This window comes from Endozoicomonas sp. ALD068, from assembly GCF_049310145.1.
Taxonomy (GTDB): Bacteria; Pseudomonadota; Gammaproteobacteria; order Pseudomonadales; family Endozoicomonadaceae; genus Endozoicomonas_A.
In genome coordinates, this window is record NZ_JBLYNU010000004.1 from 6,823,064 (window position 1) to 6,843,003 (window position 19,940).

11 protein-coding genes are annotated in these 19,940 nt (G+C 49.0%); 5 read left to right on the top strand and 6 right to left on the bottom strand.

Translation table 11 applies throughout. The annotated features are described in order from the left end of the window. Positions 1–177: 177 nt before the first annotated feature. The 3 genes from ACO6V5_RS24630 to ACO6V5_RS24640 all read right to left on the bottom strand — a co-directional run bounded on the left by ACO6V5_RS24630 (position 178) and on the right by ACO6V5_RS24640 (position 4,500). Entirely contained in the window at positions 178–399 is a 222-nt protein-coding gene (locus tag ACO6V5_RS24630; protein WP_422135103.1) for a hypothetical protein, read from the bottom strand. Beyond that, positions 396–1,019 (bottom strand): hypothetical protein, encoded by a 624-nt coding sequence (locus tag ACO6V5_RS24635; protein ID WP_422442514.1) that lies wholly within the window; start codon positions 1,017–1,019, stop codon positions 396–398. Before ACO6V5_RS24635 ends, ACO6V5_RS24630 begins: the two co-directional genes overlap by 4 nt. A 424-nt stretch (positions 1,020–1,443) precedes the next feature. Then, positions 1,444–4,500 carry a hypothetical protein gene (locus ACO6V5_RS24640; protein WP_422442516.1) on the bottom strand — a complete coding sequence of 1,019 codons (3,057 nt, stop codon included), beginning with the start codon at positions 4,498–4,500 and terminating at the stop codon, positions 1,444–1,446. 77 nt (positions 4,501–4,577) lie between these two features. On the opposite strand from ACO6V5_RS24640, the gene ACO6V5_RS24645 reads away from it, so the two are divergent. Further along, a complete protein-coding gene (locus ACO6V5_RS24645) occupies positions 4,578–4,868 on the top strand; it encodes a hypothetical protein (protein ID WP_422442518.1) in 291 nt (96 codons plus the stop codon). A 77-nt stretch (positions 4,869–4,945) separates the two neighbouring features. Here the strand turns inward: ACO6V5_RS24645 and ACO6V5_RS24650 are convergent, their stop codons facing one another. Then, on the bottom strand, positions 4,946–8,038 hold the full coding sequence (locus tag ACO6V5_RS24650) for a hypothetical protein (RefSeq protein WP_422492181.1): 3,093 nt from the start codon (positions 8,036–8,038) through the stop codon (positions 4,946–4,948). Positions 8,039–8,115: 77 nt separating this feature from the next. Here ACO6V5_RS24650 and ACO6V5_RS24655 point away from each other — a divergent pair, with 77 nt between their 5' ends. Beyond that, the gene (locus ACO6V5_RS24655; protein ID WP_422442521.1) at positions 8,116–8,406 is read left to right on the top strand and encodes a hypothetical protein; all 291 of its coding nucleotides are present in this window, start codon (positions 8,116–8,118) and stop codon (positions 8,404–8,406) included. 55 nt (positions 8,407–8,461) lie between these two features. Here ACO6V5_RS24655 and ACO6V5_RS24660 read toward each other — a convergent pair whose 3' ends face one another. Then, entirely contained in the window at positions 8,462–11,614 is a 3,153-nt protein-coding gene (locus ACO6V5_RS24660) for a hypothetical protein (RefSeq protein WP_422412687.1), read from the bottom strand. A gap of 120 nt (positions 11,615–11,734) precedes the next feature. Next, a complete protein-coding gene (locus tag ACO6V5_RS24665) occupies positions 11,735–12,634 on the bottom strand; it encodes an ROK family protein (RefSeq protein ID WP_422135094.1) in 900 nt (299 codons plus the stop codon). A 305-nt stretch (positions 12,635–12,939) separates the two neighbouring features. Between ACO6V5_RS24665 and ACO6V5_RS24670 the strand changes: the two genes are divergently transcribed. The 3 genes from ACO6V5_RS24670 (at position 12,940) to glgX (ending at position 19,934) form a co-directional block, all read left to right on the top strand. Next, positions 12,940–15,402: a glycogen/starch/alpha-glucan phosphorylase gene (locus tag ACO6V5_RS24670; RefSeq protein ID WP_422412685.1), complete on the top strand. Its 2,463-nt coding sequence runs from the start codon at positions 12,940–12,942 to the stop codon at positions 15,400–15,402. 140 nt (positions 15,403–15,542) lie between these two features. Next, complete coding sequence (gene glgB, locus ACO6V5_RS24675) at positions 15,543–17,753, top strand: 1,4-alpha-glucan branching protein GlgB (protein WP_422138772.1); 2,211 nt, start codon at positions 15,543–15,545, stop codon at positions 17,751–17,753. Positions 17,754–17,768: 15 nt separating this feature from the next. After that, the gene (gene glgX, locus ACO6V5_RS24680) at positions 17,769–19,934 is read left to right on the top strand and encodes a glycogen debranching protein GlgX (RefSeq protein WP_422412682.1); all 2,166 of its coding nucleotides are present in this window, start codon (positions 17,769–17,771) and stop codon (positions 19,932–19,934) included. Positions 19,935–19,940: the final 6 nt, after the last annotated feature.

Below are 19,940 nucleotides of genomic sequence, written 5' to 3' on the forward strand. Positions count from 1 at the left end.
AGTGACTGGCTGGAAAAAAGTTCCATGATCGAGGGGGGAGAGTATGAATTCACATAGTACCTCTTTAATGAATTGTTGTTGCTCTTGACTGGGTTTCCGGGTGGATGGTCAATCAAATTTATGGTTGTCCTTGTTTCTTCTTCTTTTGCTTTTCTGAAGTAATTGTTTGGTATCAGGTTATTTTAATTTTTTCATAATTTCTTCACAAATAGGAAAAATTGTTTTAAATAATTCCTCGTTATCCTTCCCTGCTTTGTCTGGGTGTATTCTTAATAACAGCTTTTTATATTTTTTCCTGAACTCATCTCTGCTTGGTATTCCTTGTATTTTAAAATCGGATAAGTTGGGGTCAATTAATAGACGATTGTACCTCTCAAGTAACTGAGCTCTGTCACTCATTTCAACAGATTCATAAGTTTTGTATGAGTTATCTGACCTTGACGAACGGCTATCAGATTCAGTGTCCGAGTAAGACTCTGAGTAATAACTGTGATGGGATTCGGGACGAGTTTCTCTTGATGAACGACTATCAGTCTCAGAAGAGTAAGACTCTGAGTAATGACTGTGATCGGATCCGGGACGAGTTTCTCTTGATGAACGACTATCAGTCTCAGAAGAGTAAGACTCTGAGTAATGACTGTGATCGGATCCATAAAGAGTTTTTCTTGACGAATGGCTATCAGCCTCAGAAGAGTAAGACTCTGAGTAATGACTGTGATCGGATCCGGGACGAGTTTCTCTTGATGAACGACTATCAGCCTCAGAAGAGTAAGACTCTGAGTAATGACTGTGATCGGATCCATAAAGAGTTTTTCTTGACGAATGGCTATCAGCCTCAGAGTCCGACTCTGAGCAATGACTGTGATCAGATCCGTAAGGAGTTTTTCCAGACGAATGGCTTTCAGCCTCAGAATCCGACTCTGACCAGTGAGTGTGTTTAGATCCGTAACGAGTTTTTTTTGACGGAGGGCTATCAGCCTCAGAGTCAGACTCTGAGCAATAACTGCGATCAGATCCATAACGAGTTTTTGATGACGAAGAGCTTTCAGTCTCAGAGTGAGACGCTGACCAATGACTGCTATCAGATCCGTAACGAGTTTTTGTTGACGAAAGACTATCAGTTTCGGAACTCGATGAGATTATTCTTTCAGAAACTTTTGTCTGTTTTTGATGTCTTCCATACTTTTTTGGTATTTCCTTTTTTTTCTCCCTATTGTTAGATTCATCTTCACTTAACCGGAATGAGCGGCGTATACCGGCTTTGCTGCCAACACTATTCAAGTTGAACTCCTGTTTATTAAATCAACCGGGACAGGCTCATTGCGAATGGCCTCAATAGTTAGAGTGATTATCTGGGAAAAAGTTCCGGCAAGGTCCTATTGCCTGGTCATGGACTTCATAGCGAGATCAAAGGATTGTTCATGCCAACCTGCTGGCGTGTTCTCAATCAAGCTTGGCTATCTTTTTTGGCACCAGCATTTTCCGTTTTCTCGGGAAGCCATCGTTGTTAAAGTAGGGACGCTTCTCGCTGACCACGACAATACCGCGCTCCCTCAGCACTTTTTGGGCTTCCTCCGAATACAGCGTTTCCTGGGTCAAGGTGCCCGGGTTCATCCGTATACCTTCGCTCTTCAGTCGCTGCACCTCTTGTGCCATGGCCTGTTGTGTTGTCTGGCTGAGCAGCGAAGGGTCATGTTCGTACTGCATCTTTTCCAGCAGCGTCATTCCGGCCGGAAGCTTTACCTGCCCCAGATCATACCAGCTGTTATGAATACCATAAGTGATCCCTTTGTTCTGATCCGCCTTGCAGGCTTGGTGGTTGGGGTCTGAACAGACAATAATCCCGGCCGCCTGAGCGATTTTGCGCCGGACATTGTCGTCAATAAACTGGTCCATTCTCTTTACTGGCTCAGTTGTCCATTCAAAGTTTTCAGAGATCTTTGCGCCATTGTCGTCCAGACCGTAGACTTGGGTGTAGTTTTTTTTGCGCTGATCCAGAAGTTGCCCGGTTATCCGCGCCAGATCAGCCGCACCATGCATGGCGGCTTCCAGATGTCGTTGGAATTCACTCTTGTTGCAAGACCAGGAGCTAAACTCACTGGTTAGATGTGATGGTAAGTCAAGACGTGTAGCGTTAAAACCCAGAGGTCGAGTCACCGTTAATCTGGGAAAATCAGCACCAACCCCGCAACCACGGATAACATCCATTCGATCTGCAAAACGCAATATTCGCAGATACCAGCGCACAGCGTCAGGCAGGTTCTGCTCCTCTTTACCCTTAACATCGTTTTCTTTGCTGACTATCGCCTTTGCCATATCAGCCAGCAGCTTTTCAGGGTAGTGTCCGGCCAGGTCCCGTTTGAAATAATCAGCTGAGCTTGATTCTTCCACTGATTTGTCGACATCTTCGGCAGCCGCATCATGGTAGATAATCGCCAGCGACAGGAGTTCTTTTTCGTCCGGGCGCAAGGAGCACTGCTGAAATTTCTCCAGCAATTCCATATACCAGAGCCCATTATTCCTGGCCCGCAGGACATGACTGCAACTATGCAGAGGTTTCCACACGGTTGGCATGGTTTGCATGCCAAGGCTCTGGATCACCCGTTCCGGTCCCGGACGGCGGTAATAATGTTGCAATACCTTCAGGATGGTTTTTTCATTATCGCCGACAAGATCAGGCAGGACTGGCGCTGTGCTGAAGGCGTCCACCACAAACTTTAATGCTGCTGGTGTTTCGGTTGCCAATGGTGTTGCCAGATTGTGAGAATCGTCCAGACCGAGAGATTGTCTCAGATCTTTGATGTCCTGCTGAGCCTGCCGGACATGCTTTGGCCAATTCTGGTAGAAAGGATATGTTTCCCGTTGCTCCCATAGTTTTTTGACCCATTTGACATAATCAGCCACGGAAAAATCATCAATGATATTTTCATCTTCTTCGCAATACCTATCGAGATAGGATTCAAGACTATCCAGAACGTTTTTGTCTACGGAAATCTGGTAATGAAACAGGGCCAATAAGCTGAGCTGAATATGTTTGAGGGTTATATTCCAGAGAGTTACAACATATTTTAATACCCTTCTCAGGCAATCCTGCTGCTGCCGTTTACTGAGACCGCGACAGATACGGTCAAATTCAACGACGCTTCCCGGACAGCCGGTCAAAGGGTACCACTTGAGATGTTCCAGAGTCAGGAACTCAAATGGAGCAGAGGTAGCCACAAAACAATCGAATATTCCAGCCGGGATTACAGGTACGCGGGGACCATCCATGTTCTTAATGCGATAAAAATACTCCTCCAGCCTCGCACCGCTGCGCAGAAGCAACTGACATAAGCGCCGGGCTTCGTCCTCCTGTTTCAGGGTCTGCTCGTGTTCTGGCTGGTCGTTTCTGAACACTTCGGAATCCAGCAGCATGCCAAGTAAAGATTGAACTTTTCCTTTATGAAAAAAACACTGGTGAATTGGCAAGCCACTTTGTTTTAACTCCAGAAGCTTCTCATAACTGTAAACAAAGGGATCACTTACCAGCTCGATGGCCTGTTGTTGTTTGTGTATGACATCCGGATCAACTGAGACGGTTGATTCCGAACTCAGTGCCTTTGCCCGCAAAGACATTGGCAGCAGATTCAAGATGTCTCTGAAATGATCTGGAGCCAAGCCCTGTGAAAACGCTAAATCATCCAGAGATCGCTCATTCCTGGTCAGATATGGACTGTCCAGCTCATCAGCAAAATAGACCTGTACAGAACCTGTGCGGTGGCAATAAACAACCAGAGGCAAAGGTCCGATCTTCAATACCTTTTCAAACTGGTGCTTGTCCTTCAGGATGTCGGAAATATTTATCTGTGCATCCTTGTATACGCAAAAGCATTTGATGTCTTTTTTACTGTATTTGTTGAGCAACAGTTCCGGGAAGTCAAATAAGCGGGTGCCATCGTCGAGTTTCAATTTTGGTAAACTGAATGTCCCATCCGCTTGCAGATGGCCTGAGGTGAAACGATGAGGGTAAATTTTCCAAATGACCTGATTGCAACGCTCAAGACGTACATCGAGCAATGATTGCAGGTGAGGTAGTAGTTTTATTAACAGTTGTTCCGGAGATTTGCCGAACTGGAGGTATCTGGTCTCTGCATCACGTTTATAGACATACAGGCATTCTGGATCAACAATGCCTACCATACATTGACCGAACCCTTCTGGCATGGCCTCATTGGGCATCATTTCCCCCGGCAGGGCGAGGGTGAAGGGTCTTGGTGCCCCCTGAACTGAAAAGTAATTGTCTTCTTCAGTCAATTTAATCCGCCGAAACGCCAGGCGTCCACTTTCAGCGGCCAGCAGTAGCTTATGTCGCTCAGACTCCCCGGAAGGATCGGGCAGCAGCCTGCTGGTGGATTCGCAGACTGTCCATTGGCCAGAGGCCGTTACCGACTGGGTGTCAGACTTTGATTGAGGGGGAGGATACAGGCTTGCAAAGATCCCTGTTCCCTGGGCAACATCCATGGTAATACTCCTGTAAAATAAATTACTTAACCATTTCCATGATGGTGTCGTAAAACTCTCTCCAGCGTGGGAACGAGTTGACTCCTGTCATTCCCGGCTTCATTCTCGTCATTCCCGGCTTCATTCTCGTCATTCCCGGCTTCATTCTCGTCATTCCCGGCTTCATTCTCGTCATTCCCGGCTTCATTCTCGTCATTCCCGCGAAGGCGGGAATCCAAACTGAATCACCACCGGAATCATACTGCCTGCTGCCCCCCTGGCCTTGTCATCCCCGAGAAGGCAGAGATTCACCGTTGGCGCTGGATTCCCGCCTTCGCGGGAATGACGACTTCAGAGCATGGGAACGAGCTGTTGGAGTTTTGCGGTAGCCTCCCATACGGGGGTCTCCCTTTTGTTAGAGTCACCGGTTGGCGAAAAGTTCCATCAGGTTCTTATACCATTCGTGCTATCGGCCCACCCCTGCTGGTTTGCTCCGGGCATCAGGCTTTGGCATCTTCTTTGGCACCAGCATTTCCGGTTCTCTAAGGTCGCCTTTGTTGGTAAAAAAGTAGGGACGCTTCTCGCCGATCACGGCAATACCCCGATCCTTCAGCACTTTTCGGGCTTCCTCCGAAGCCAGTGTTTTCTGCTTTAAGGTGCCCGGATTCATCCGTATACCTTCGCTCCTCAGACGCTCTACTTCTTTTTCCAATGCCTGTCGTGTTGTCAGGCTCAGCAGTGACGGGTCATGTTCGTATTGCATCTTTTCCAGCAGCGTCATTCCGGCTGGAAGCTTTACCTGCCCCAGGTCATACCCGCTGTTATGGATACCATAAGTAATCCCTTTGTTCTGATCAGCCTTGCAGGCTTTGTGGTCAGGATCTGAACAGACAATGATTCCGGCCTCCCGGGCTATTTTGCGGCGGACATTGTCGTCAATAAACTGGTTCATTCTCTGCACTGGCTCAGTGGTCCATTCAAAGTTTTCAGAGATCTTTGAGCCATTGTTGCTCAGACCGTAGACTTGGGTGTAGTTTTTTTTGCGCCAATCCTGAAGTTGCCCGGTTACCCGCGCCAGATCAGCCGCACCGTGCATGGCGGCTTCCAGATGGCGTTGGAATTCACTCTTGTTGTCAGGCTCGGAGCTAAACTCCCTGGTCAGCTGCAATGGTAAGTCAAGACGTCTGGCATCAAAACCCCAGATTCGAGTCACCGTTAATCCGGGAAAATCAGCCCCAACCCCGCAACCACGGATAACGTCCATTCGATCCGCAAAGCGTAAGATGCGCAGATACCAACGCACTGACACAGAAAGGTTTTGCTCGTCTTTACCCTTGACATCATTTTCCTTGCTCACCATTGCCTCTTCCATATCATCCAGAAGCTGCTCAGGGAAGCGTCCGGCCAGGTCCCGTTTGAAATAGTTAGCTGAACGTATTTCTTCCACTGATTTGTCGACATCTTCGGCAGCCGCATCATGGTAGATAATCGCCAGCGACAGAAGTTCTTTTTCTTGTTCTTTCAGGGAACACTGCTGAAATTTCTCCAGCAATTCCATATACCAGTGACCATTATTTCTGGCCCGCAGCACATGACTGCAGCTGTGCTGAGGTTTCCATACGGTTGGCATGTTTTGCATGGCAAGGCTCTGGATCACCCGTTCCGGTCCTGGACGGCGGTAATAATGCTGCAATACCTTCAGGATGGTTTTTTCATTATCGCCGACATTGTCAGGCAGGACTGGCGGTCTGCTGAACGCCTCCACCACAAACTTTAATGCCGTTGGTGTTTCGGCTGCCAATGGTGTTGCCAGGTTGTGAGAATCGTCCAGACCGAGAGATTGTTTCAGATTATCGATGTCCTGCTGAGCCTGTCGGACATGCTTTGGCCAATTCTGGTAGAAAGGATATGTTTCCCGTTGTTCCCATAGTTTTTCAACCCATTCGATATAATCATCCAGAAAAAAATCATCAATAACTTTCTGACCTTCGTCGTAAAAGATCTTCAGGTCGCATTTAAGACTACGCAGAATGTTTTCATCCACTGAAACCTCGTAATGAAACAGGGCCAGTAGGTTGGACTGAATATGTTCGAGGTTTTTAGTCGGTAAGGTGATCAAATAACGCAATACTGCTTTCAGGGATTCCCGCAGGTTCAGTTTGTTTCTTCGGCAGATACGGTCAAATTCAACGACGCTTCCCGGGCAATCGGTCAAGGGTAAACGCTTGAGATGTTGAACGGTCAGGAACTCAAGTGGAGTAGAGGCAGCCACCAGGCAATTGAATATTCTTGCTGGCATTGCTGGTCCCAGGAAAGCTGCCATGACGTCAATATAAAAAGTATACTTCTTCAGCCTCGCTCCGCTCTGCAGAAGCAGCTGAAGTAACCGTAAAGCTTCTTCTTCCTGTTTCCGGGTTTGCTCATGTTCTGGCACATCTTGCCTTTTCATTTCCGAATGCAGCAACATTTCAAGCAACGAATTACCAGAAGATCCGTTATAAATAAAACGCTGGTGAATAGGCAATCCAGCCTGTTTTAATTCCAGAAGCTTCTCATAGCTGTAGCGACGAGGATCTGTTACCAACTCGATGGCCTGTTGCAATTTTTGTCTGACATCTGGTGTGATGGTTAATTTCGAACCCAGTGCCTCTGCCCGCAAAGACATTGGCAGCAGATTCAACATGGCCCTGAAATGTTCCGGAGTTATGCCCTGCGAGAAGGCAAAATCATTAAGAGAAAGCTCATTCATGTACATCCGTGAACTCTCCAGCTCATCACCAAAATAGACCTGTACAGAACCTGTGCGGTGGCAATAAACCACCAGAGGCAAGGGTCCAATCTTCAATTCCTCTTCACACCGACGCTTGTCACATAGGATATTGTAAATATTTTTCTGGGCATCGTTGTAAACACAAAAGCATTTGATGTCTTCTTTGCTGTAGTGAGTGAGCAGCAGCTCCGGGAAATCATCATGGGTGTTATAAGGGCCAGATTTCAATTTTGGCAAACTGAACGTCCCGTCTGGCAGCAGATGTCCCGAAGTGAAATAAGGAGGATAAATTTTCCAGAAGACTTGATTGCCACGCTCGAAACGTTTATCGAGCAGTGATTGCAGATCAGGCAGTAGTTTTGCCAGCATTTTATCCGAAGTGACGCCAGGCACTTTCATCATCAGCGACCTGGTCCCTGCATTACGTTTGTAGACATAAAGGCATTGTGGATCAACAATGCCTACCATCCATTTGCCATAACCTTCTGGCACAGGCTGGGTGGGCATCATTCTCCCTGGCAGGGCGAGGGTGAAAGGTCTTGGTGTTCTCTTGCCTGAAAAATATTGTGCTTCTTCAAACAAATTAATTCGCCGAAACGCCAGGCGTCCACTCTCAGCGGCCAGCAGTAGCTGTTGTCGCTCAGACTCCCTGGAAGGACCGGGCAGCAGCCTGCTGGTGGATTCGCAGACTGTCCATTGGCCAGAGGCCGTTACCGACTGGGTGTCAGATTTTGATTGCGGGGGAGGATACAGGCTTGCAAAGATCCCTGCTCCCTGAGCAACATCCATGGTAATACTCCTGTAAAATAAATTACTTAGCCATTTTCATGAGGGTGTCGTAAAACTCTCTCCAGCGTGGGAACGAGTTGACTCCTGTCATTTCCGGCTTCATTCTCGTCATTCCCGGCTTCATTCTCGTCATTCCCGGCTTCATTCTCGTCATTCCCGGCTTCATTCTCGTCATTCCCGGCTTCATTCTCGTCATTCCCGCGAAGGCGGGAATCCAAACTGAATCACCACCGGAACCATACTGCCTGCTGCCCCCCTGGCCTTGTCATCCCCGAGAAGGCAGAGATTCACCGTTGGCGCTGGATTCCCGCCTTCGCGGGAATGACGACCTCAGAGCATGGGAACGAGCTGTTGGAGTTTTGCGGTAGCCTCCCATACGGGGTGCTTACGATATTTGGAGTCACTGGCTGGCGAAAAGTTCCATCAGGTTCTTATACTATTCGTGCTATCGGCATCCCCTACTGGTTTGCTCCGGGCATCAGGCTTTGGCATCTTCTTCGGCACCGGCATTTCCCATTCTTCCGGCTTGCCCTCGTTGTTGAAGTAGGGACGCTTATCGCTGACCACGGTAATACCCCGGTCTTCCAGCACTGACTGGGCCTTCGGCGAAAGCAGTGTTTCCCGCCTCATGGTGCCCGGATTCATCCGTATCCCTTCCCTTCTGAGCCGTTGCACCTCTTGTTCCAATGCTTGCTGAGTTGCCGGGCTCAGCAGCGACGGGTCATGTTCGTATTGCATCTTTTCCAGCAGCGTCATGCCGGCCGGAAGCTCTACCTGCCTCAGGTCATACCAGCTGTTATGGATACCATAAGTAATCCCTTTGTCCTGATCAGCCTTGCAGGCCCGGTGTTCAGCATCTGAACAGACAATGATTCCGGCCTCCCGAGCTATTTTGCGGCGGACATTGTCGTCAATAAACTGGTTCATTCTTTTGACTGGCTCAGTGGTCCACTCGAAGTTTTCAGAGATTTTTGAGCCATTGCCAATCAGACCGTAGACTTTGGTGTAATCTTTGTTGCGCTGATCGTTAAGTCGCCCGGTGACCCGCGCCAGATCAGCCGCACCATGCATGGCGGCTTCCAGATGACGTTGGAATTCACTCTTGTTGTCAGGCTCGGAGGTAAACTCTTCAGTCAGCTGCGTTGGTAAGTCAAGAAGTCCAGCGTTAAAACCCCGGGTTGGAGTCACCGTTAATCCGGGAAAATCAGCCCCAACCCCGCAACCACGGATAACGTCCGTGCGATCTGCAAAGCGTAATATGCGCAGATACCAACGCACTGACACAGACAGGTTCTGCTCGTCTTTACCCTGAACATCGTTTTCCTTGCTGATCATTGCCTCGGCCATATCAGCCAGCAGCGCTTCAGGGTAGTATCCGGCCAGGTCCCGTTTGAAATATTCAGCTGAACGTGTTTCTTCAGCTGATTTGTCGACATCTTCGGCAGCCGCATCATGGTAGATAATCGCCAGCGACAGGAGTTCTTTTTCGTCCTGGCGCAAGGAGCATTGCTGAAATTTCTCCAGCAATTCCATATACCAGTGCCCATTATTCCTGGCCCGCAGGACATGACTGCAACTGTGCAGTGGTTTCCACAGGGTTGGCAAGGTTGGTTTGCGCAGGCTCTTGATCACCCGTTCTGGTCCCGGACGGCGGTAGTAATGCTGCAATACCTTCAGGATGGTTTTTTCATTATCGCCGACAAGATCAGGCAAGACCGGCGCTGTGCTGAACGCATCCTCGATAAACTTTAATGCCGATGGTGGTTCGTCTGCCAATGGCCCGGATGGGCCAGAGTCGTTCAGGTTGAGAGATTTTTTCAGATCCTTGATCTCCTTCTCAGCCTGCTCCAGATGTTCTGGCCAATTCCGGAATAAAGGATAGGTGTTCCTTTCGTCCCAGAGTTTTTTAACCCACGGGATAAAATCAGCCACAGTAAAATTATCAGCAATCTTCTTAGTGCGATGGCAATAATAGTCCAGAAATACTACAAGAGAATCCAGATTCACTTCGTCCAGGCAAGCGCCGTAATGAAAGAGGGCCAGCAAGTGGGATTTGATCATGTCGAGGGGTGGAGGTTCAAAACTCACATCCAATACCTTTATCATACGTTGCTGTATTTGTTCTTGACTGAGCCCCTGACAAATTCGGTTAAATTCAACGACGTTCCCTGGGCAACCGATTAAAGGTATTCTCTCGAGATGTTTCAGGGTCAGAAAATCAAATGGGTCAAAGGCAGCCACGATATAATTCATTGCACTCGCTGGTATTACCTGAGATGTGCAATCTTTCATGCTTTTAATGTAGGGGATGGCGCTCTCCAGCCTTGCTCCACTTTGCAGAAGCAGTTGCAGTAAGCGACAGGCTTCTTTTTCATGTTCCCGGGTTTGCTCATGCTCTGGCTCACCGTTTCTGCCCATTTCGGTAAGCAGCAACAGGTCAAGCAAAGATACATACCCGCCTCCATAAATAAAATGCTTGTGAATGGGTAAGCCACTTTGTTTTAGTTCCAGAAGCTTCTCATAACTGTATGAACAGGGATCAGTCAGTAATTCGATGGCCTGTTCCAATTTGTCCTTAAGACCAGGTGAAAAGGTTAATTTCGAACCCAATGTCTTTGCCCGCAAAGACATTGGCAGCAGATTCAACAGGGCTCTGAAAGTGTCTGGGAATAACTTGTGAAAGATCGCAAAATCTTTCAGTGAGCGCTCATTCTCGGCCAGGAGCATATTGTCCAGCTCATCTTCAAAATAGACCTGAACAGAACCTGTGCGGTGGCAATAAACAACCAGAGGCAAGGGGTCAAGCTCCAATTCCTCTTCACACTCGCGCTTGTCCCGGAGGATATCGGAAATATTTTTCTGTGCATCGTTATAAACACAGAAGCATTTGATGTCTTCTCTTCTGTAGTGGGTGAGCACCAGTTCCGGGAAATCCTTTGAGCGGGTACATTGGCCCGGTTTGAATTTTGGCAAAGTGAACGTTCCATCTGCTTGCAGATGTCCCGAGGTGAAACGGGGATAAACTCTCCAGATGACTTGTTCGCCACGCTCAAAACGTCTATCAAGGGCAGATTGTAGATCAGGCAGTAGTTTTACCTGCAGTCCTTCCGGAGTAAAGCCAGGCTCCAGCAGCCTGCTGGTCCATGCGTTACGTTTATAGACATACAGGCATTGTGGATCAACAATGCCAACCATCCATTCGCCATGATTTTCTGACACGCGCTGGGTGGGCATCATTGCCCCCGGCAGGGCGAGGGTGCAGGGCCTTGGTGCTCTCTTGCCAGAAAGGTATTCTTCTTCTTTAAATATATCAATTCGCCGAAGTCCCAGACGTCCGCTCTCAGCGGCCAGCAGTAGCTCTTGTCGCTCAGACTCCCTGGCAGGACTGGGCAGCAGCTTGCTGGTTGACTTGCAGACTTTCCACTGGCCAGAGGCTGTTGCTGACTGGGTGTCAAAATCTGATTCAAAATCTGATTCAAAATCTGATTCAAAATCTGATTCTGACTGGGTGTCAAAATCGGGTTGATGTTGATAGCTTAGGTGCGAACAGCTTCTCACTCCCTGAGTTACATTCATGGTTATAGCCCTTTAAAAGTTATTATTTACCCACTTCCCTGTAGGTGAGTCCTGAGTCTTAGAGTCACTAGCTGGTAATAAAGTTCCGTTCCCACTGTCTGAGGATGTCAATTATTTAATTTAAAGCCAGGCAGCGCCCCTGACACCCGATGAATCACCGTGTTTGGCGGGTGCGATCCGGGTATTCAGCTGATCGGAGAAAACATACTTTGCGACAGCTCCCGGAAGTTCGGTATACAGCGCCTCGATATTCGACATGCCGCCACCGAGGACAATGACCTCCGGATCAAAAATGTTGATGACGCCGGCAAGCGCACGGGCCAATGCATCCACATAATGATTGAAATGCTCAATAGCCGGTTGATCAGCATTTTGAACTCTTGCCATCACTGATTTTGCATCAGGAATTTCACGGGCGCTGAAGCCATGGGCTTCACGGAAACGTTTGGCCATTCCTGTGCCGGATACAAAGGTTTCAATACAGTTCTTGCGGCCGCAGTAGCAGTTCTGGTCCGGACCGTCGGTGTGGTTATGGTAATAGGGCAGAGGATTGTGGCCCCACTCTCCGGCAATGGCGTTGGGTCCCTGAACAAGCTGGCCGTTATACACCAGTCCGCCACCACAGCCTGTCCCGATAATGACGCCAAAACAGCTTCTGGCCCCCGCTGCCGCCCCATCGGTTGCTTCTGACAGGGCAAAGGAGTCGGCATCGTTGGCCAGCTTCACGGCTCTACCCAATCGCTGCTCAAGGTCTTCCGCAACAGTCTGATCGATCAGGTAGAGGGTGTTGGCATTTTTCATGCGACCTGTATCAGGACTGACAGCGCCCGGCAGGCAGAGACCGATATGGCTGGCAGGTCCATACTGTCTTTCAGTGACGCGGATTAATACCTGAATGCTATCGAGAAAGTCAGGGTAATTATTTGGGGTAGCTTGTCGCTCCCGATGAATCATTTCCCCGCTATCGGAAAGCACCACAATCTCTGTTTTGGTGCCACCCACATCAATGCCAAATCGCACAGAATTACCTCGTTTATGGATCGGTTGGCTTGGCATCTGAGTTTAAACGAATAACTGAAGGTATCATTATTAAAAAATCTTTGTCGTATAAATGTTGAAATCGTACACAGGGCGTAATGTCTTTTCATCGTCCGACTGAGCAGGAATTAATGACAACTAAACCGAAATGACCTGAAATCAGAATTATAATTATCCACAGGTCATGCCATCACGTTTGGTTAAGTAAACAGCCCTGATTGTAGGCAACGATTGAATGCCTCTCATGGCCAAAAGTTTTTCATGGTTGATAGTGCAGGTGGAAAAACATGAGTGCAAACAAGGCTGGGCAAAATGATGCAATGCCCGTTTTGGGCAGTGAAGAGATTGCCCGGCGGGTGGTCGAACATCTTCAACAATCACTGGGTGTTGAGTCTGAAGAGTCCGGGCCCGCAGAGTATTGGGAAGCCCTGAGCCTGGTGGTTCGTGAGATGGGTCTGCAACGTATCCGCGCAACACGCAAGAGAGAGCGTGAAGGCAAAGCCCGGCGCATTTATTACCTGTCGCTGGAATTCCTGATTGGCCGCCTTTTGGGTAACAATCTTCACAATCTGGGAATCTTCAGGCAGACAGAACAAGCCATGGCCAGCCTGGGAATATCTCTGGTTGATATTCTTGAGTATGAGTCTGATCCGTCACTGGGCAATGGCGGTCTGGGAAGACTGGCTGCCTGCTTTCTGGATTCCATGACCACCCTTGATATGCCTGCCATGGGTTACGGCATTAACTATCGATTTGGTCTCTTTCGTCAGAGCTTTGCCGGAGGCAAACAGGTGGAAACGCCTGACGCCTGGCGTGAGGAGAGTTTCCCATGGGGTATTGAGAGAGCCAAGCGCAAGCAGCGCGTCAAACTCTATGGCACCGTGAGAGAACATGCTGGTAAAGCGGTCTGGGAAGATACTCAGGAAATTTTAGGTATGCCCTGGGATGTGCCTGTCACCGGTTATGGCACAGAGACTGTTAACACTCTGCGTCTTTGGGAAAGTCGTGCCGCTCAGGGTTTTGATCTGAACAGCTTTGATGCTGGCCGCTATGAGGATTCCCGTTCACAGGAAATCAGCGCCGAAAACATCAGTCAGGTGCTCTATCCCAACGATAATCATCCTGCGGGAAAAGAGCTGCGCTTCATTCAGCAGTACTTCTTCGTCGCCTGTTCACTGGCTGATCTGATCCAACGTTACAAGCGTGAAAACAGTGAAAGCCTGGAACTTATTGCCGACAAGGTCGCCATTCAGCTGAACGATACCCATCCTGCCATCGCTGTGGCTGAATTCATGCGCTTCCTCATGGATGAGGAAGGTTTTGCATTCAACAGGGCGCTGGAAATCACTCGTGAGGTGTTTACCTACACTAACCACACTTTGTTGCCAGAAGCGCTGGAAAAGTGGCCTCAGAGTTTGATTATCAGAGTACTGCCCCGCCATATGCAGATCATTCATATGATTAACTACCACTTTCTGCATTCTGAAGTAGAGGCAGTCTGGCCGGGCGATGACGCTATGAAACGTCGCCTGTCCATTATCGAAGAGCCGGATCGTCCGGGGGATGATCAGATGGTTCGTATGGCATTCCTGTCGGTTGTTGGTAGCCACAAAGTCAACGGAGTGGCTGCCCTGCACTCAAGACTGGTTCAGGAAAAACTGTTCCCCGAATTTCATAAAATGTGGCCTGATAAAATTGTCAATGTGACCAATGGTGTTACTCCAAGGCGCTGGCTGGACTATTGCAATCCGGCATTGGCAGTCCTGATCGACGAGACTGTTGGAAGCGACTGGCGAAAAGACCTTTACAAACTTGATGCTTTGAAGGCTCATGCCGATGATCCGGCATTCCAGAAACGCTTTGCGGCTATCAAACATGACAATAAAAAGCATCTGGCAGCAGTTATCAGGGAACTCTGTGATGTTGATGTAAGCCCTGATGCCATTTTTGACGTCCAGATCAAACGTCTCCACGAATACAAGCGTCAGCAAATGAACCTGCTTCACATCATGGCGCTGTATCGTCGACTTCTGGATAACCCGGATCTGGATGTACCCCGGCGGGTCTTTATTTTTGGTGCCAAGGCAGCGCCTGGCTACAAAGTGGCCAAAACCATTGTTCATGCCATCAACCGGGTGGCTGAACGAGTGAATAATGATCGTCGTATCAAAGATAAGCTGAAGGTGGCTTTCCTGCCTAATTATCGAGTCAGTCTGGCGGAAAAAATTATCCCTGCTGCGGATGTTTCCGAGCAGATCTCTACGGCCGGATTTGAAGCGTCCGGTACGGGCAACATGAAGTTTGCTCTCAACGGTGCCTTGACCGTGGGTACTCTTGATGGCGCCAACGTCGAGATTGCCGAAGAGGTAGGCGACGATAATATCTTTATTTTTGGTCTGACGGTTGAACAGGTGTCAGAGCTTCGTCACCGTGGCTATAACCCCCGGGATGTCTACAACCGTTGTGAAGAGCTGCGCAGTGTCATTGACTGGCTGGATTCCGGAGATCTTTCTCCCGAAGAGCCGGATGCCTTCCGGCCTCTGGTTGAAGCCCTGCTGAACAAGGGAGACTACTTCCTGACACTGGCGGATTATCAGGCCTACAGTGATGCCCATGATCGCATTGTTGAAACCTGGAAAAAGCCGGAACTCTGGTGGCGAATGGCGATCATCAACTCGGCCTCAATGGGCAAGTTTTCATCCGACCGGTCTATTCAGGATTACAGCAAGATCATCTGGAATATGGCCTGAGCTGAAAGCAGCGAGTCACTCCTGAATGAGCCACTTCTTATAGTGATTCGCTGCTTTAGAGCATTTTTTTCAGGAGCCTGTCGATTTTTGAGTGGGCTCCTATAATACCTCAGACTGAATAAACAGAAGCCGTTCCCTGTATGCCTGATTCTGTCGAAGCGCTGGTCGGTCAACTGCTGAATTGTCACTGTGCCGAGCCGTTTAATATTCTGGGGTTTCATGAGCGTCCTGAAGGCGGCGGCCTGTTGCTTAGGGTCTGGAGGCCAGATGCCAGTGCTGTCAGTGTCATCGCCTTTACTTCCGGTGAAGCCATAGGTGAAATGGTTCAGATCGCTCCGGGATTGTTCGAGCTGGTACCGCCAGAATGCTGTTCTGTTTTTCTGTATCAACTGGTGATCACAAATAAAGATCATCAGTCGTATACATTAATGGACCCCTACCAGTTTCAGTCTTACACCCTGAGTCATGTTCACCGTGAGCCTTATCGAAACTATCGTTATATGGGCGCGCACCTGGTTTCGTTGCACCCTGAGGAGAAAGTTTCCATAGAAGGGGTGATCTTCAGGGTCTACGCACCCCATGCGAGAAGCGTCAGTCTGGTGGGCAGTTTTAATGGCTGGGACGGCAGAGTTCACCCCATGGCCAGCTCGGACGACGGGGTCTGGTGTCTCTTTCTCCCGAATGTGAAGGCGGGTGATCTCTACAAATATGAAATTCGCAGCCAGCAGGGGGATTTACTGCCTCACAAGGCCGATCCCTATGGCTACTATGCCGAGCAGCCACCCGGTAATGCTTCCATTGTTTACGATCACCTGAACTATGAGTGGGAAGACTGTCACTGGAAGCATCACTCCTGTCTGGACAGGCCGGTCAGTATCTATGAAGTACACCTGGGGTCCTGGCGCCAGGAACAGGGTAAAAGCCTCACTTACAAGGCGCTGGCCGAACAGTTAATCCCTTATGTTGTCGAGATGGGGTTTACTCATATTGAACTGATGCCCCTTATGGAACATCCATTTACAGGCTCCTGGGGCTATCAACCGGTGGGACTGTTCGCTCCTACCAGCCGCTTTGGCAATCCGGATGATTTTAAAGCCTTTATTGATGCCTGCCATCAGTCTGGTATTGGTGTCATTCTGGACTGGGTACCTGCTCATTTTCCCTCCGACCCCCACGGTCTGGGTCATTTTGATGGAACAGCCCTGTATGAATATGCTGATCCCAAAAGAGGTTGGCATCCCGACTGGCAATCTCATATCTACGACTATGGAAAACCGGAGGTAAAGGATTTTTTGATCAGCAATGCCATGTACTGGCTGGATCGTTTTCATCTGGATGGTGTGCGGGTGGATGCGGTGGCTTCTATGCTCTACCTCGACTATTCCAGAAGCGAAGGGGAGTGGGAGCCTAATTGCATGGGTGGAAACGAGCATATTGAAGCGGTGCAGTTCCTGAAGGAATTGAACGAAACACTCTATCTGCACTACCCGGATCAGATATCGATTGCCGAAGAATCTACCAGTTGGCCCAAGGTTTCCATGCCTACCTACGACGGGGGGCTGGGCTTTGGCTACAAATGGAATATGGGGTGGATGCACGACACCCTCGGCTATATGGCCCGTGACCCCATTTATCGATACCATCATCATTGGGAAATGATGCAGAGCATGACCTACCACTACAGCGAACATTTTATTCTGGCGCTGTCTCATGATGAAGTGGTGCATGGTAAGGGCAGTCTGCTGGGAAAAATGCCGGGAGATGAGTGGCAAAAATACGCTAACTTACGTGCCTGTCTGGGCTTTATGTTCGGGCATCCCGGTAAGAAGTTGCTGTTTATGGGTTCTGAGATCGGCAGTACCCGGGAGTGGGATCATGATGGCCAGCTGGATTGGGCATTGCTCAATAAAAACCATTACAGTCAGGGGCTCAGTCTTCTGGTTAAAACATTAAATCACCTGTATAAGTCTTATCCTGTGCTGTATAAGTCCGATTATGACCAGAATGGGTTTGCCTGGGTGGTGGCTGACGATCAGCAGCAGAGTGTATTTGTATTTATTCGAAAAAGCTTTTCAGGTTCTCCGGTTATAGTCGTGGCCAATATGACACCGGAAGTAAGGAAAGATTACAGGATTGGAGTACCCATCGAGGGTGTCTGGAAAGAAATATTGAATTCCGATGCACAGAGCTTTGGTGGCAGTGGCGTTGCTAACAGCAAGGTACTTTATACCGAGCATTTTCACACCCACAGTTATGATCACTCTCTTTTGGTCACACTACCTCCTTTGTCGACCCTGTTTCTTGCTCCGGATTCTCGCGCTCTTCCCATTTCACAGGACCATAACTTTTAACGACAACAGCCGTGAGTGAAAAAAACGATTGTGATGACAGATATTTCTGTTTCTGCGGGGTGTCCCGAGCTGCAAGGGGCAACAAGGGTTAATGATGATTTCCTGCCAACAGCTGATCATGAAGCAACAGGTGTTAACTTTGCCGTCTATGCCCCTGATGCCAGTCAACTCTACCTTTGCCTGTTCAGCCAGAATGATGAGGAAGAAAGGCTGGCAATGATGCCTTCTGATCAGGGGGTGTGGCATCTTTTGGTAAAAGGTATTGAGGTCGGTCAGCGTTATGGCTTTCGTGCCGAAGGAGCCTGGTCGCCTTCTATTTCTCCCCGGTTTAACAGTCACAAACTATTGATGGACCCTTATAGCCGCGAAGTGCGGGGAAAGGTCCAGTGGTCAGAAGCGTTATTTGACTACCAGTGGCATACCCCCTCTGAAGACAATACTTACAGGGTAAAGCGTTTTTCATCGGCAAACAGTGCTGAACAGTGGCTCAAGAGTGAGCTGGACAGTGCCGCCTTGATGCCACGAAGTGTTGTGAGAGAACAGACTTTCGACTGGCAGTCCGTTCAGAAGCCAGCTATTTCCAGAGCCGACAGTATCGTTTATGAACTGCATGTAAAAGGGTTTACACAGCAGCATCCGGACCTACCGGAAGCATTGAGAGGCACTTATCTGGGGCTATGCCATCCCAGTGTGATTGACTACCTCAAAAGGTTGGGAGTCAACGCAATTGAGTTGCTTCCGGTGACCTCTATGGTCAATGAAGAACGCCTTGAAAATATGGGACTCAGGAATTACTGGGGATATAACCCTCTCTGTATGATGGCTCCGGAACCTTCACTGGCGATCAAGGACCCGGTCACTGAAATGAAGACTATGATTCGTGAGCTGCACAGGGCGGGTATCGAGGTTATTATGGATGTGGTTTACAACCACACCTGTGAATCAGGTTATGGGGGGCCCAGCTTGAGTATGCGTGGCCTGGCAGAACGTGATTACTATCTGATGGACAATCATAATGGTCGTCTGTCTGCCGTCAACTATACGGGTTGTGGCAACACTCTGAATTTTGACAGTCCCCAGACCCTGAAGCTGACCATGGATGCGTTGCGTCTTTGGGCAGAAGAATATCAGGTTGATGGTTTCCGCTTTGACCTTGCTCCTGCACTTGCCAGACAGCATCGAGCGTTCCGCTTTGACAGCGCCTTTTTCCGCGCTGTACATCAAGACCCGGTTATTTCCCGCACTAAATTAATTGCAGAACCCTGGGATATTGGCCCCGAAGGTTATCGACTGTCCGGATTCCCACAGGCGTGGCAGGAGTGGAGTGATCGTTTCAGGGACAGTACACGAGCTTATTGGCGTGGCGATGGGGGAAGGCTGGCAGAGATGGGCTGGCGGATAACCGGTTCTGAAGATGTATTTGGTAAACGTCGTCCATTAGCCAGTATCAACTACATTTGCAGCCACGATGGCTTTACCCTCAACGACCTCTGTTCCTTCGAGGAGCGTCATAACCATGCCAATGGCGAGGAGAACAGGGATGGTGACCAGCACAACTTTTCGCGGAATTATGGCGTAGAGGGAGAAACGGAAGATCACTATATCAAAGCGAGAAGGTTGAGGGCTCGAAAAAACATGCTGGCAACACTGATGCTTTCCCGGGGAACGCCAATGTTGATGGCCGGAGATGAGTTCGGTAACAGCCAGCAGGGTAATAATAATGCCTACTGTCAGGACTCACCCTTATCCTGGCTGGACTGGAGCTGGATGCAGGACAGTGAAGATGATGGTGCTGTTTTACAGTCATTTGTCCGGCAGCTGATATCCTTTCGTAAGACTCACTTCCTGCTGGGTGGTGCCGGTGGTCGTAAAGCTACGGCCTGGTATTCGCCGGATGGCAGTAAGCTGACGGAAGCACAACTGGGAGAACTGGGTGGGGGTTGTCTCTGTATCAAGCTGAGTTCAGTGATCAACTCTGAGGATGAAAAAAACCTCTACATTTTGATCAATAATGAAGCGCAGTCCAGAAAAGTGACTTTGCCTCAGGTCGAACCCCATAAGTACTGGACCCGCCTTTTGGATACTGGTTCGGAATCACCTTTTTCCAGGGAAGCCTTGCTTACCCGGGGCTGGGTTGAGATGGAAGCAAATTCACTGGTGGTTATTGAAGAGCGACGGTGACTTTTG

Coding starts and splice junctions, on each gene's coding strand:
- ACO6V5_RS24640 (WP_422442516.1), bottom strand. CDS start 4,500: ATGGATGTTGCCCAGGGAACAGGGATCTTTGCAAGCCTGTATCCTCCC.
- ACO6V5_RS24635 (WP_422442514.1), bottom strand. CDS start 1,019: ATGGATCTGATCGCAGTTATTGCTCAGAGTCTGACTCTGAGGCTGATA.
- ACO6V5_RS24630 (WP_422135103.1), bottom strand. CDS start 399: ATGAGTGACAGAGCTCAGTTACTTGAGAGGTACAATCGTCTATTAATT.
- ACO6V5_RS24650 (WP_422492181.1), bottom strand. CDS start 8,038: ATGGATGTTGCTCAGGGAGCAGGGATCTTTGCAAGCCTGTATCCTCCC.
- glgB (WP_422138772.1), top strand. CDS start 15,543: ATGCCTGATTCTGTCGAAGCGCTGGTCGGTCAACTGCTGAATTGTCAC.
- ACO6V5_RS24670 (WP_422412685.1), top strand. CDS start 12,940: ATGAGTGCAAACAAGGCTGGGCAAAATGATGCAATGCCCGTTTTGGGC.
- ACO6V5_RS24660 (WP_422412687.1), bottom strand. CDS start 11,614: ATGAATGTAACTCAGGGAGTGAGAAGCTGTTCGCACCTAAGCTATCAA.